The organism is Saccharothrix sp. HUAS TT1 (genome assembly GCF_040744945.1).
Classification (GTDB): domain Bacteria; phylum Actinomycetota; class Actinomycetes; order Mycobacteriales; family Pseudonocardiaceae; genus Actinosynnema.
Window position 1 is genome coordinate 4,195,329 of the sequence record NZ_CP160453.1, and the last position, 13,484, is coordinate 4,208,812.

Consider the following 13,484-nt stretch of genomic DNA (forward strand, 5'->3'; position numbering starts at 1 on the left):
CAGCTGGTTCCGCACGACGTCGGTGCAGAGCCACTACCGCAAGTCGCCCGCCACCGTTCCGACCATCATCGCCATCATCCTCGCGGTGATCCTGCTCATCATCCTCTTCTAGTCGGAACCCCTGGCGCACAAGCCTTCCCGCCGGTCGGACGCGAGCAGTCCGACCGGCGGGACGTGCGTTCGCGCCCCCTGGGACCGGGTGCCCGACCAGGCCGCCCACAGCTCGGCGTAACGGCCGCCGGCGGCCAGCAGCTCCTCGTGCGGCCCGCTCTCCACCACGCGACCGGCCTCCAGCACGACCACGCGGTCCGCCGTCGCGGCCTGGGTGAGCCGGTGCGCGACCACCAGCCCGGTCCGGCCGTCCAGCGCCCGCGCCGCCGCTTCCTCCAGTTCCCGCGCCCCGGCGCTGCCCGCGTCGGCGGTGGCCTCGTCCAGGATCGCCACCGGCGGGTCGGCCAGCACGAGCCGCGCCAGCGCCAGCTGCTGCGCCTGCGCCACGGTCAACCGGTGGCCGCCCTCGCCGACCACGGTGCCCAGACCTGACGGCAACGCCGAAGCCCAGCCCAGCGCGCCGACCTTCGCCAACGCCGCCCGCAGCTCGTCGTCGTCGGCGCCCGGCCGGGCCAGCCGCAGGTCGTCGGCCAGCGGTCCGGCGAAGACGTGCACCTCCTGGGTGATCAGCGCGACCGACCGCGCCGCCGACGCCAGCTCGACCCCGCCGAGGGTGATGGACCCGGAGGTCGGCTCGTGCACGCCCGCGATGAGCTTCGCCAGCGTCGTCTTGCCCGCGCCGGACGCGCCGACCAGCGCCACCCGCTCGCCCGCCGCCAGCTCCAGGTCGACGTCGCGCAGCACCGGGTGACCGTCCACGTAGGAGTACGAGACGCCGGTCAGCCCGACCACCGGGTCGGCGGGCCGCACCCGGCCCTCGGTGGCGGGCGCCGGCTCGTCGGTCACCCCGACCAGCCGCGACAGCGACGCGGTCGCGGCCTGCGCGTCGTCCGCCAGCGCCAGCGCCGCGTTGATCGGGTTGAACAGGCCGTGGAAGTACAGCGCCGCGGCGGTCGCCGTGCCGACCGACGCGGAACCCGCGCCGACCAGCCAGAAACCGGTCGTCAGCACACCGGCCAGCCCGATGAACTCGGCCGCGTTGAGCCTGCCGTAGAACCGGGTCAGCAGCCGGATGCCGCGCAGCGCCAGGTCGACCGCCTCCCGCGACCGCACCCGCACCCGCGCCACGTGCGACGGCGCCAGCCCGAACGACCGCACGGTCGCCGCGCCGCCGATCGAGTCCAGCAACTGCTGCTGCTGCACGCCCACGGCGACCCGCTGCGCCGCGTACAGCCGCACGGCCCGCCCGCCGTACCAGCGCACGGTGTGCACGTGGATCGGCAGCGCCAGCAGCACCGGGACCAGGAAGCGCCAGTCCAGCACCGCGATGCCGACCACGGTCAGCCCGATGGTCAGCGCCGAGCGGGCCATCACCGGCAGCGCGTTGCGCACCGCGTCGGCGATCACCTGCACGTCCCGGGTCACCCGCGAGGTCAGGTCGCCCGCGCCCGCCTCCTCCACCCGCTCCAGCGGCAGGTGCAGCGCCCGGTCCACGAACCGCTCCCGCAGGTCGGCGAGCACCCCCTCGCCCAGCCGCGCCACCAGCGACGTCCCGAACGCGGTCGACACGCCCTGGACGACGGCCACCAGCGCCAGCAGGACCACCGGCCAGGCGATGTCCGACGACCCGGCGCCGACCAGGTCCACGATCCGGCCGAGCACCGGCGCGGTCAGCAGCCCGACCGCGGTGCCGACCAGCAGCACCAGCAGCGCCGCCCACGCCAACCCCCGGCGCGGTCGCGCCAGTTCGCCGACGGCGGCCCAGGTCCGCGCGCCGGACGCGGTCGCGAGCAGTCCGCGCATCAGCTCAACACCGCCAGTCGGTAGTCCTCGTCCGCGACCAGGTCCGCGTGCGCGCCGGCCGAGGCGACGACGCCGCCCGCCAGGAACACCACCCGGTCCGCCGCGGCCAGCAGCGCCGGGCTGGTCGCCACCACGACGGTGGTCCGGCCCGACCGCACCCGCCTGATCCCGGCGGCCAGGGACACCTCGGTCACCGCGTCCACCGCGGTCGTCGGGTCGTGCACCACCAGCACCGGTGGGGCGGCGGCCAGGGCGCGGGCCAGCGCCACCCGCTGCCGCTGCCCGCCGGACAGCGACCGGCCGCGGGCCGAGACCACCGTGTCCAGCCCGTCGGGCAGCGCCCGCGCCACGTCGTCCACCCGGGCCGCGGCCATCGCCTCCTCGACCAGGTCGCCGCCGGCCGCGACGTTCTCCCGCACCGTGCCCTCGAACAGGTCCGCGTCGTGCGCCGCCACCAGCACCGCGGACCGCAGCGCGACACCCTCCACAGTGGACAGCGGTAGGCCGTCCAGGGTCACCGAGCCCGCCTCGGGGTCGACCTCGCGCGCCAGCACGGCCAGCAGCGACACCGCGTCCGCCGGGTCGCGGGCCACCACGCCGAGCAGTTCGCCGGGCGCCGCCGCCAGCGTCACGCCGCGCAGCGACCCGGACACCACGCCGGTCAGCTCCACCCGGCCCGCCACCGGGGCCGGCAGGTCGGTCGAGCCCGGCGGCACGGCCGGGGGAGCGTTCAGCACCTCGGCCACCCGCGCGGCGGACGCCCGGCCCTGGGCGAGCAGCCCGTTCACCCAGGAGAAGACCGACAGCGGCCACAGCAGGAACTGCGCCAGCCCGACGGCGGCCACCAGCTCGCCGACGGTGATCGTCCCGGCGGCGGCCAGCGTCCCGCCGACCAGCGCGACGACCGCGAGGAACACGCCGGTCAGGGCGAGCATCGAGCCATCCAGCCAGGCCCGCGATCCGGCCGCCCGCACCGCGGCCGCCATGGACGACCGGCTGGTCGCCCGGTAGCGCCGCGCCGCCGTCGCCTCCGCGCCGATGCCCTTCAACGCCCGCAGCCCGGCCACCAGGTCGGCCGCCACCCCGGACGCCAGCGCGGCCTGGTCCTGCTCGGCGTCGCTGCGCCGTTCGAGCGGTTTGCCGAGGAAGTGCGCGAGGACCAGCAGGACCGGCGCGGCCACCAGCACCAGCAGGCCGAGCGCGAGCGACACTTGCAGCAGCGCCACCGCGCCCACCAGCACGCCGACCACCGCGGAGAACGCGATCGGCAGCGCCAGGTTGACCTGGCCGACCCGCTGCGCGTCGCTGGTCGCGATGCTCGCCAGCTCGCCGGACAGCCTGCCGCGCGTCGCGCCACCGGTCGACAGCACCCGCGTCGCCAGCCTGGTCCGCACCTCGTGCGCGGCCCGGTGCGACGCCCTCTCCCCGCTGCGCAAGGAGAAGCGGAAGCTCAGCGACAGCACCAGGAACACCGCGGCCAGCACGCCGACCCAGAACACCAGCCGCCCGCCCGCGCCGGTGCGCACCGCCTCGTCGATGACCACGCCGATCAGCAGCGGCACCGCGGCTTCGCCGGCCTGGTGGGCCGCGCCGAGCACCGCGGCGACGGCCACCGACCTCCACTGCCCGGTCACCGCCGTCTTGAGGACGTCCGTCTTGAGGACGGGTTTCACCCGGTGCCGCCTTCCGCTGATTCCCAGGTGAGGCTAGCCTAATCAGTGAAGAGGGCTGGATCACTCCCGCGGGCGGTTGACTTAGGTTAGGGTAACCAAAGTTCGATCATCCTGTTGTCGCACCGATGGGACACCCATGCCGCAGCCACCGGTCTTCGACGTCCTCGGCGTCGGCTTCGGGCCCTCCAACCTGGCCCTCGCTATCGCCCTCACCGAGTACAACGCGACCGCGCGCGCCGAAGACGTGGTGACCGCCCACTTCCTGGAGCGGCAGCCGGGCTTCGGCTGGCACCGCGGCATGCTGATCGAGGACGCCACCATGCAGGTGTCGTTCCTCAAGGACCTGGTGACCCTGCGCAACCCGAACAGCAACTTCACCTTCCTCAGCTACCTGCACGGCGAGGGCAGGCTGGTCGACTTCATCAACCACAAGAGCATGTTCCCGCTGCGGGTCGAGTTCCACGACTACTTCGAGTGGGCCGCCGGCCGGGTGGACGACCTGGTGTCCTACGGCCACGACGTGGTGGCCGTGCACCCGGTGGCGGCGGGCGGCGCGGTCACGCACTTCGACGTCGTCTCGCGGACCGCGACCGGCGAGCAGGAGGTCCGCCGGGCCCGCAACCTGGTGCTGGCCACCGGTCTGCGCGCGGCGCTGCCCGACGGCGTCGAGCCGTCCGAGCGGGTCTGGCACAACCGCGACTTCCTGCACCGCGTCGAGTCGCTGGCCGACCCGCGCCGGCTGGTCGTGGTGGGCGCCGGGCAGAGCGGCGCGGAGGTCACCGCGCACCTGCACGAGCGGTTCCCCGACGCCGAGGTGTGCGCGGTGTTCGCCCGCTACGGCTACAGCCCGGCCGACGACAGCTCGTTCGCGAACCGGGTCTTCGACCCGGCGGCGGTGGACGACTACTACGCCGCGCCGGAACCGGTGAAGCACAAGCTCATGGACTACCACGCCAACACCAACTACGCGGTGGTCGACCAGGACCTGATCGCCGAGCTGTACCGGCGGGTCTACCGGGAGAAGGTGCTGGGCCGGCAGCGGTTGCGGGTGCTCAACCTGTCCCGGGTGGCCGAGCTGGACGACCGCGAGGACGGGGTGACCGTCACCGTCGAGTCGCTGGGCACCGGCGCGCGCGAAGTGCTCGAAGCCGACGCGGTCGTCTACGCCACCGGCTACCGCGAGGCCGACCCGACCGCGCTGCTCGGCGACCTGGCCCGGCGCTGCGCCCGCGACCCGCGCGGCAGGCTCGACGTCGGCCGCGACTACCGCCTGGTCACCGACGACGACCTGGCGGCCGGCCTCTACCTCCAGGGCGGCACCGAGCACACGCACGGCATCTCGTCGTCGTTGCTGTCCAACACCTCCGTGCGGGTCGGCGAGATCCTGCGCTCCGTCCTCGACCGCCGTTGCGAGAGCGCCGCGGCGGCCGTGCCCCCGCGGCCCGAGTACGCGGTCAGCGCCTCTCCGATGCGCTGACCGGCCTCCCGACGAGCCCGACCCGGGCCTCCGGTGCGGCCCGGGGCTTTCCCGACCGCGGCGCGGCCACGGCGTGCGTGGCAGAAGTCAGCGACAACCGACCCCGACCGGAGGACCCACCGTGACGAACCCGTTCGACGACCCCGAAGGCCGCTTCCACGTCCTGGTCAACGACGAGGGCCAGCACTCGCTGTGGCCGGCGTTCGCCGAAGTCCCGGCCGGCTGGACCGCCGCGTTCGGCCCCGACACGCGGGAGGCGTGCGTCGCGCACGTGGAGGAGAACTGGACCGACCTGCGCCCGCTCAGCCTTCGCGGACCGGCTTGAGCCGGATGACCGCGACACCGCTGTCCAGGTCGACGCCGTGCGGCGGGGCGCCCTGGGCGTCCTCCTCGCGCATCACGGCCGTGGAATCGCGGTGGTCGAGCTCCATCCGCTTGGACCCGTAGAACATCGCGGTGATCTCGTTGACGGTCGTGGTCGCCAGCGGTGTGCCCGCGCGCTTGCGCCGCCGCTGACGCAGCAATTCGTACACGGCCACCCCGACGATCGACAGCGTGCCGCCGGGGATCGACCAGGCCAGCACCAGCTCCACCGAGTCCACACCACCCGAACGGCCGGCGGGGCGGTGGTGTTCCGACGCGGTGGCGAACGCCCGTGACGGGGCCGACCGGCCCCGTCACGGGCGGCGGGATCAGTAGACGAAGCACTCCGTGCCGGCGTACCCGGCCACCCGGACGTCCGCGGTGGCCAGCTGGCCCGCGAACCGGCGGTCCACCTCGGCCCGCTCGGCCGCGTTGGGCAGCTCGTTGCGGCACGAGACGGGCGCGCTGGAGCCGGACATCAGGTCGGCGCACAGGCCGGTCCGCCGGTCCGGCAGGCCGAGGATGTGGCCGATCTCGTGCGTGCTGATCCGGGGCCGGTGGTAGCCCTGCTGCACGGCCTGGCGGCCCATGTAGACCGTCCCGTTGCCGAGCGACGTCACGTAGGCGCGGGGCCAGCCGTTGTCCGCGAGGATGCGGATGTTGGTCGGCGTGCCGGAGGCCCGGCGGGCCAGCTTGACGTTGCTCACCGAGTTGTTCCAGTTCGCCGCGGCGCGGTCCCAGTCCGCCGTGAACTCCTGGGCCTGGCTGACGTCGTAGTACAGCGTGCGCACCAGGGCCTGGGGTTCCGCCGACGCGCTGGGCGCGCCGACCGCGACCAGCGGCAGCAGCAGGCCCATCACGGCCACGACGACACGCGCGGCCTTTCGTACGAGCATGGTGGTCTCCTTGGGTACAGGGACGGGGAGCCACAGGACAGGGGAGGCTCCCGCCCCACCAACGAACCAGCCGTAGCCCGCCGTCACCAGCCCCATACGTAGGGTCCTGGAGAATAGTTGACTCTGACTGATCTCTCAGTAATAGTCAGAGCTGACTAGGAGGTGGCGGTGACGTCCAAGCGCAAGGTCGGCAACCTGCTCGGGTTGGCGGTGCTCGGGTACCTCGTCCGCGAGCCCCTGCACCCCTACGAGCTGAGCCGGCTCATGCGGGCGCACGGCGACGACCGCAGCATCAAGTTCACCCACGGCTCGCTGTACATGGTGTTCGGGCAGCTAGCCAAGGCCGGGTTCATCGTGGAGCACGGGACGTCCCGCGAGGGGCAGCGGCCGGAGCGGACCACCTACGCGCTGACCGACGCCGGGCGGGCCGAGCTGAAGGACTGGATGCGCGAGCTGGTCGCCGAACCGCGGCACGAGCGCCCGCAGTTCGTCGCGGCGCTCTCGATGATCGCCGCGCTGCACCCGGACGAGGTCGTCGACCTGCTGCGCGACCGGCTGGTCGGGCTCCGCCTGCAGCTGGACGAGGCCGAGGCGGTGCTGGCGGGCGCCGACGCGCACCCGTTGTTCCTGGTCGAGGAGGAGTACCGGATCGCGCTGCTGAACGCCGAGGTCGCCTTCGTGCGGCACTTCCTGGCGCGCATCGGCGACTGGCGCCCGCAGTGGGCGGGCTTCCACGAGGGGGGACGATGAGGGCGACCGTCATCGGCGGCGGCATCGGCGGGCCGGTGGCGGCCATGGCGCTGCGGAAGGCCGGGATCGAGGCGACCGTCCACGAGCGCCACCCCGGGACGACCGGCGGATCGGGCGGCGCGTTGAGCATCGCGCCCAACGGGCTGCAGGCGTTGGCGGTCGTCGGTCTCGCCGACGCGGTGCGCGCCATCGGCACGCCGATGACCGCCGTGGAGCTGCAGAGCTGGACCGGGCGGACGCTCGGCCGGTTCGGCAGCGAGCCGCCGCAGCTGCTGGTGTGGCGGAACGACCTGCACCGCGTGCTGCGCGAGGAGGCGGCGCGGCGCGGCGTCGTCATCGAGCACGGCCGGGAGCTCGTGGCCGCCGTCGACCACGGCCCGCACGTCACCGCGCGCTTCGCCGACGGGTCCGAGGTGGCGTCCGACCTGCTGGTCGGCGCGGACGGCATCCGATCGGCGGTGCGCCGGGCCATCGACCCGGACGCCCCGGGCCCGCGGTACGCGGGACTGCTCGGCTTCGGCGCGCGGGTGGGGCGGACGGGCGAGCCGCCGACCGGCGGCGCGATGCGGCTCGTCTCGGGCAAGCGCGCGTTCTTCGGCTACCAGGTCCACGACGACGGCTCCGGCGGCTGGTTCGCCAACCTGCCCCGCAAGACCCCGCTGACCACGACCGAGGCCCGCGCCACCGCGCCGGCCGAGTGGCTGGCCGTGCTGCGCGGGTCGTTCGCCGCCGACCGCACACCGGCCACCCGCCTGATCGCCGCCACCGACCCGGCCGACCTGGTGGTGACGGGCGCGCTGGAGGACGTGCCGAGCGTGCCGAGGTGGAGCCGGGGCCGGCTGGTGCTGCTCGGCGACGCCGCGCACGCCACGTCGCCGAGTTCCGGCCAGGGCGCCTCCCTGGCGTTCGAGAGCGCCGTGCAACTGGCCCGCTGCCTGCGCGACCTGCCGCACCCCGAGGCGTTCCGGACCTACGAGTCCCTGCGCCGCGACCGGGTCGAGCGGATCATCGCCCAAGCCGCGAGGACCAACCGCGACAAGGCCGCGGGCCCCGTGGCCAGGCTCCTGCTCTCCGCCCTCCTGCCGCTGGCGTTCAAGTTCACCGACCCGGCCCGGTTCACCTGGCAGTTCGACCACCGCATCGAGTGGGACGACACCCTCACCGCCGCGTAGCAACCGCTGAAATGTCCACCTTCGGGTGACGGGATGCATGATCGGGACCGATGGCCCGGAACGGGGCTTTATCGTCGCGGCTCGCCGACTTGGGGAGAGCCATGGACGACGCGGGACCTCCCCGCTCCGCCGACCGGGTGGTGGGCAATCGCGTCGTCGACGCGACCGGCGGCGTCGTGCAGGCGGGCACCATCACGGGCGGCGTCGTCTTCCACGGCGCAGCGGGCGCCGGGTTCGGGCCGGACCTGGTGTCCGTCGTGCCGCCGACGTTCCGGCTCGACGGCGCCCTGCACGGCCGCGCCGAGCTGATCAGGGACCTGGTCCGGACCGTTCGCGCGCAGCGGGGCGCCCACGTCGTGCTGCACGGACTGGGCGGCAGCGGCAAGACGACCGCCGCGCTCGCGGTGGCGGCCCGACTGGCCCGCGATTCCCGGGACATCAGGGTGTGGTGGCTCGACGCGTCGGCCGAGAAGGCGTTGCGCGCCGGGTTCCGCGAGGTCGCGCTGGAGGCGGGCGCCCCGCTGGACCAGGTGATCCAGGCGTGGTCGGGTGGTCAATCGGCGGCCCGGGTCCTCAGGGCCGCGCTCGGGAACTGCGCGCACCCGTGGGTGCTCGTCATCGACAACGCCGACGACGAGCGGCTGCTGGAGCCCTGGTGGCAGCCGCTCGCGCAGCAGCGCGGCGCGGTGCTGGTCACCACCCGCGACGGCCGTCCCGTGAGTTGGCCCAACGCCGAGCTGCGCGGGGTCGGCCCGCTGGACGAGGAGGAGGCCGTGGCGCTGCTGCGTGCCCTCGCCCCCGACAGCGGCACCGTCAAGCAGGCCCGTGACCTCGCCGGCACCCTCGGTCACCTGCCCCTGACCCTGCACCTGGCGGGCCGGTACCTCAGCGCGGCGAAGGCGTTCCCCCCGGTGCCGGACGTGCAGCTGCCGCAGGACTTCGACAGCTACCGGCTCGTCTTCCGCAGCGACTTCGGCACCCTGGACGAGCTGCACGGGCTGGACCGGGCGCTGGGGCCGCGCGAGCTGCTGACCCGCACGTGGGAATTCACCCTCGACCTCCTGCACGAGCTCGGCCACCCGCTGGCCCGCCCGCTGCTGCGGTGGTTGTCGTGCTTCGCCCAAGCGCCGATCCCCTACACGCTCGTGGATGCGAGGGTGATCGCCCGCAGTCCGCTGTTCGCCGGCGCCACCGGCAGGTCGGTGTTGCGGACGCTCGTCGCGCTGGAGAGGTTCGGCCTGACGGAGAACGCTGCCTTCCGCCACGTCCTCTCGTCCTCGGTCACCACCGACAGCCTGCGACTGCACCCCGTCATCCGCGAGGCGAACCGCCACCAACCGGATTTCGCCCGCGACCTCAGGGAGTACATCAAGGTCGCGGTCGCCGTGCTGGACGGATTCACGTCCTACCTCTCGATCGGAGTCGCGGAGGACATGTCCAGGTGGGCCGCCCTGAGCCCGCACTGCGAGCACGTGAGCTACTGGATCCACCAGGAGCAGGGGGTGTTCTCCGACGACTGGGCGCTGCTGGCGACCAAGCTCGCCTGCACCGTGGCGAGGTTCGCACAGGTGACCGAGGACCACATGAGGGCCGAGGTCCTGTTCAACCACGCTCTGGTGGTGCGAGTCCGACTGCTCGGCGAGGACCACCCCGAAGTGCTGGGCGTGCGTCGCGAGGTCGCGTGGCTGCACTGGAACAACGCCGCCACCGACCAGGACCGGTTCCGGCAGTGCGTGGACGAGTACGAGGTGTTGACCCGGCGGTGCCGCGACACCCTGGGCGAACAAGATCCGCTGACCCTGTTGTGCCGGTTCGACTTGGCGCTGGTCCGGTCCCACGATTCGGGAGGTCCCTCGGTCGCGGAGCACTACCGCGACGTGGTCCGGCTCGGGCGGCAGGTGTTCGGCGGGGTGGAGCGGATCGGTTTCACGACGCAGGTCAGCCTGGTCGGGCACTTGTGGCGGCGGATGCACCGGGCCGGTGCGGCCGACCACGTGCTGGAGGAGGAGATCGTCCGGCTCATCACCATGGTCGACGAAATGGACGGCGATGAGAGCACGCGTGACGATCTCCCACTGGCAGCCGAAGACCTCCGCGCCCGGTTCACGGGGATGCTGGAGTCCTGCGTGAGCTGGAACGCCCGTTTCTCGGACACGCCAGGCCCTCAGCCGCCCGACTGAGCGCGGGTCAGCGGGTCGTGCCGTCGACCGCGAACGCCGGCAGCCGGCGGGCGTAGCAGACGGATTCCGGGGCGCCGCGGTACGGGCCGAAGTTGTCGATGCGGTGGTAGCCCTCGCGTTCGTAGAAGCGCATCGCCTCCGGTTGGCGCGTGCCGGTCTCCAGCAGCACGTCCACGACACCCGCGCGGCGGGCTTGGTCCTCCAGGGCCCGCAGGATGCGCGTGGCCACGCCGGCGCCGCGTGACGCGGGGGCGACGTACATCCGCTTGACCTCGGCCGTGCCCGGTTCGACCAGCCGCAGGCCGCCGCAGCCGACCGCGCGACCGTCGCGATCCCGGGCGACCACGAAGACCACCACGTCGTGCGCTCCCGGCGTGGCGCCGGGCTCGTGGTCGTCGGTGCCGTACCGGGCGTCCAGCTCCGCCCGTTGCGCGGCACGCAGCCGCGTGCCGTCCACGCCGTCCCAGGGTTCGACCCGCACGTCCACCCGCGCCTCCTCCGTAACAAGCGTTACCGTAACAAACGGTACGATCTGGTGGCAGTCGGCGGGGAGAGGTCGGGGTGGCCAGGAAGAAGGACGTGGAGGGGGACCGGCGGCGGCTGTCCGCCGCGGTCTGGTCCGTGCTGGCCGAACGGGGTCCCACCGGGCTCACCCTGCGCGCGGTGGCGGAGCGGGCCGGGTGCACGACCGGGCTCGTGCTGCACACGTTCCCGGACAAGAGGGCGCTGCTCGTGCACGCGCGCGAACTGCTGCACCACCGCACGGCCGTCCGGGCCGACGCCGCCGAGGACGACGCGCCGGACGCGATGGGCAAGCTCAAGGCCGTGCTGTCGCTGGCGGTCACGCCGACCGGTGACCACGACGAGTCCCGCGTCTGGATCGGCTTCCTGGCCGCCTCGCTCGCCGACCCCGCGCTGGCCGACGTCCACGTCGCGCACAGCCGGGCGTTCCTGCGCCGGCTGGAACGGCTGCTCGCCCCGGTCCGCCCCGACTGGGACGAGGCGCGCCGCGGTCGGACCGCCAAGGCGCTGGTCGCCCTGGTCGAGGGCTTCAACGTGCTCGCCGTGCGCGACCCCGGCACCTACACCCAGGACGTCAAGGACACCGCGATCGAGGCCGCGCTCGCGCTCACGTGATCCGCCCCAGCAGCAGGTCCAGCCGGGCCCGGCGGTGGACGGGGCGCAGCCGCCCGCCGCGGTCGAGGGCGGCCAGGCCGTGCAGGGCGCTCCACAGGACCTCGACCAGGGGCTCCACGTCTTCGTCACCGGCCAGCGGGCCGACGGCGGCCACGAACTCGGTGAACCCGGCGCGCACCTCGGCCGGCGTCTCGTCGGTGCCGAACGGCAGGTCGACCTCGCGGACGAACATGGCGTCGTAGAGCGCGGGGTGGGAGGCGGCGAAGCTCAGGTACGCCTCGGCGACCGCGCGCAGCGCCTTCGCAGGCGAGCGGTGCGCCGCGCGGGCGGCGCGCATCCGTTCGGCCAGCTCGTCGAAACCCCGCACGGCGACCGCGCGCACGATCGCGTCCTTGTTCTCGAAGTGGCTGTAGAGCACCGGCTGGCTGTACTCGACGCGTTCGGCGAGCCGCCGGGTGGTGACCGCGTCCCAGCCCTCCGCCTCGGCCAGCTCCCGGGCCACGTCGATGATCAGCCGGTGTCGTTCGGCGCGGTCGCGCGCACGGCGTTCCTGGTTGGCCACGACCGGAATTCTAGCAGTGCTAGACATCCGAGCGCCACTATGTCTAGTGTTGCTCGTATATCTAGCACTGCTAGCTTCAGGAGTCGACGCCATGTCCCACAAGCGGGTCAACACAGGTCTTGCCGTGCTCGTCGTCCTCGCCGGTCTTTGGTTCGGCCTCGGCTTCCTGCTCGACCCGGAGTACGCCGCCTCCGGCTTCGGCATCGACCCGTGGCCGCGGGGCGAGGCGGCCGGCTACTACGTGGTCAAGGGCGTGCGCGACATCGCGTACGGGCTGACGGCGCTGGTCCTGCTGCTGCTCGGGCACCGCCGCGCCCTCGGCTGGGTGGTGCTGGCCGACGCGATCATCCCGATCGGCGACTGCGTCGCCGTGTTCACCCACGGCGGCACCGCGGCCCACGCCCTCGGCGTGCACGGCTCGGCCGCCGCGCTGGTGCTCATCGCGGCGGCGTCGCTGCTGTGGGAGACCCGGAAGCGGTGAGCAGGAACGCGGGCGACCACCAGTAGTCGTGCAGCCGGGCGACCCGGACGTCGGTGAACCCGGCCCGCTCCACCTGCTCCGCCCACCGGGTCGCCGGCTGCTCCCACGTCGCCCGGGTCGCGCCCGGCGCCAGCTGCCCGGTCAGCACCGGCATCAGAAACCCCTGCGCGACGAGGTCGCGGTCCGCGTCGTACTCGGCCAGCCCGCGCTCGTACGCCTCGGCCAGGAAGCGCCGGTGCTCGGGGCTCGCGTGCGGCAGGTCCGGCACGTCGAACTCGACCACCGCGAGCACGCCGACGTGGTCCACCAGGTCGGCCAGCACGCCGTCGCGCACCTCGTGCGGCAACGCGTGCAGCGCGAACGTCGACTGGGCCACGTCGAACACCGCGCCCTCGGGCAGTTCCGCCGCGAACGGCTCGACCCGGCCGTTGCGCGCGTCCACCCGCACCCCCTCGAACTCCGCCAACGCCCGCACCGCCACGTCCAGCAACGCGGTGGACGGCTCGACCAGCGTGACGGAGGCGGGCGCGTGCCCGGACGCCAGCGCCGGTCGCAGCGACCGGCCGTCACCGCAGCCGACGTCCAGCAGGCTCGTCGGCCGGGCGTCGGCGTGGACCCGGCCCAGCGCGGCGGTCACCGCCCCGTAGAGCCCGACGTTGCCACCGCCGTCGATGAACGCCTCGAACGCGGCCGGCTGGTCGTACACCGAGCCGTCCCGGGTCGCCGCCAGGTACTCGGCCAACGCCGCCGCGAGCGGGGTGCCGCCGCCGAGCGCCGCCTCCCTGGCCAGGTCGAGGTCGTCCGCGGCCAGCGCCGCCAGTGCCCGGTCGATGTGGTTCGTCATCGCACGAGCATGTCAAGGCGCGCGCCGGCGCGCGG

The 13,484-nt window shown here is 73.8% G+C and carries 14 protein-coding genes; 7 read left to right on the forward strand and 7 right to left on the reverse strand.

All coding sequences use genetic code 11. The annotated features are described in order from the left end of the window. Positions 1-108: 108 nt before the first annotated feature. Entirely contained in the window at positions 109-1,914 is a 1,806-nt protein-coding gene (locus AB0F89_RS20460) for an ABC transporter ATP-binding protein (protein WP_367138518.1), read from the reverse strand. Beyond that, on the reverse strand, positions 1,914-3,587 hold the full coding sequence (locus tag AB0F89_RS20465) for an ABC transporter ATP-binding protein (RefSeq protein ID WP_367138520.1): 1,674 nt from the start codon (positions 3,585-3,587) through the stop codon (positions 1,914-1,916). Before AB0F89_RS20465 ends, AB0F89_RS20460 begins: the two co-directional genes overlap by 1 nt. A gap of 136 nt (positions 3,588-3,723) precedes the next feature. Here AB0F89_RS20465 and AB0F89_RS20470 point away from each other — a divergent pair, with 136 nt between their 5' ends. Together AB0F89_RS20470 and AB0F89_RS20475 are read left to right on the forward strand one after the other, a co-directional pair. Then, positions 3,724-5,064 carry a lysine N(6)-hydroxylase/L-ornithine N(5)-oxygenase family protein gene (locus AB0F89_RS20470; RefSeq protein WP_367138522.1) on the forward strand — a complete coding sequence of 447 codons (1,341 nt, stop codon included), beginning with the start codon at positions 3,724-3,726 and terminating at the stop codon, positions 5,062-5,064. Between the two features lie 121 nt (positions 5,065-5,185). Beyond that, positions 5,186-5,389, forward strand: coding sequence for an MbtH family protein (locus tag AB0F89_RS20475; RefSeq protein ID WP_367138523.1), 204 nt, complete (start codon positions 5,186-5,188; stop codon positions 5,387-5,389). On the opposite strand, the gene AB0F89_RS20480 is transcribed toward AB0F89_RS20475, so the two are convergent. Both AB0F89_RS20480 and AB0F89_RS20485 read right to left on the reverse strand, forming a co-directional pair. Next, a complete protein-coding gene (locus tag AB0F89_RS20480) occupies positions 5,367-5,666 on the reverse strand; it encodes a DUF6191 domain-containing protein (RefSeq protein ID WP_367138525.1) in 300 nt (99 codons plus the stop codon). The genes AB0F89_RS20475 and AB0F89_RS20480 overlap by 23 nt on opposite strands. A gap of 90 nt (positions 5,667-5,756) precedes the next feature. Next, on the reverse strand, positions 5,757-6,323 hold the full coding sequence (locus AB0F89_RS20485) for a snapalysin family zinc-dependent metalloprotease (RefSeq protein WP_367138527.1): 567 nt from the start codon (positions 6,321-6,323) through the stop codon (positions 5,757-5,759). Positions 6,324-6,491: 168 nt separating this feature from the next. On the opposite strand from AB0F89_RS20485, the gene AB0F89_RS20490 reads away from it, so the two are divergent. From AB0F89_RS20490 to AB0F89_RS20500, 3 genes are all read left to right on the forward strand, one after another. Further along, positions 6,492-7,073 (forward strand): PadR family transcriptional regulator, encoded by a 582-nt coding sequence (locus tag AB0F89_RS20490; RefSeq protein WP_367138529.1) that lies wholly within the window; start codon positions 6,492-6,494, stop codon positions 7,071-7,073. Beyond that, complete coding sequence (locus tag AB0F89_RS20495) at positions 7,070-8,245, forward strand: FAD-dependent oxidoreductase (RefSeq protein WP_367138531.1); 1,176 nt, start codon at positions 7,070-7,072, stop codon at positions 8,243-8,245. The genes AB0F89_RS20490 and AB0F89_RS20495 overlap by 4 nt, the downstream gene beginning before the upstream one ends. Before the next feature lie 101 nt (positions 8,246-8,346). Next, positions 8,347-10,425: an AAA family ATPase gene (locus AB0F89_RS20500; RefSeq protein ID WP_367138533.1), complete on the forward strand. Its 2,079-nt coding sequence runs from the start codon at positions 8,347-8,349 to the stop codon at positions 10,423-10,425. Between the two features lie 7 nt (positions 10,426-10,432). Here AB0F89_RS20500 and AB0F89_RS20505 read toward each other — a convergent pair whose 3' ends face one another. Continuing rightward, complete coding sequence (locus tag AB0F89_RS20505) at positions 10,433-10,912, reverse strand: GNAT family N-acetyltransferase (protein ID WP_367138535.1); 480 nt, start codon at positions 10,910-10,912, stop codon at positions 10,433-10,435. A 74-nt stretch (positions 10,913-10,986) separates the two neighbouring features. Between AB0F89_RS20505 and AB0F89_RS20510 the strand changes: the two genes are divergently transcribed. Then, positions 10,987-11,562 carry a TetR/AcrR family transcriptional regulator gene (locus AB0F89_RS20510; protein WP_367138537.1) on the forward strand — a complete coding sequence of 192 codons (576 nt, stop codon included), beginning with the start codon at positions 10,987-10,989 and terminating at the stop codon, positions 11,560-11,562. Here the strand turns inward: AB0F89_RS20510 and AB0F89_RS20515 are convergent. Next, entirely contained in the window at positions 11,555-12,124 is a 570-nt protein-coding gene (locus tag AB0F89_RS20515; RefSeq protein WP_367138539.1) for a TetR/AcrR family transcriptional regulator, read from the reverse strand. The genes AB0F89_RS20510 and AB0F89_RS20515 overlap by 8 nt on opposite strands. A 91-nt stretch (positions 12,125-12,215) precedes the next feature. On the opposite strand from AB0F89_RS20515, the gene AB0F89_RS20520 reads away from it, so the two are divergent. Further along, on the forward strand, positions 12,216-12,605 hold the full coding sequence (locus tag AB0F89_RS20520) for a DUF4267 domain-containing protein (RefSeq protein WP_367138541.1): 390 nt from the start codon (positions 12,216-12,218) through the stop codon (positions 12,603-12,605). On the opposite strand, the gene AB0F89_RS20525 is transcribed toward AB0F89_RS20520, so the two are convergent. Further along, on the reverse strand, positions 12,562-13,449 hold the full coding sequence (locus AB0F89_RS20525) for a class I SAM-dependent methyltransferase (protein WP_367138543.1): 888 nt from the start codon (positions 13,447-13,449) through the stop codon (positions 12,562-12,564). The two genes, AB0F89_RS20520 and AB0F89_RS20525, sit on opposite strands and share 44 nt — an antisense overlap. Positions 13,450-13,484: the final 35 nt, after the last annotated feature.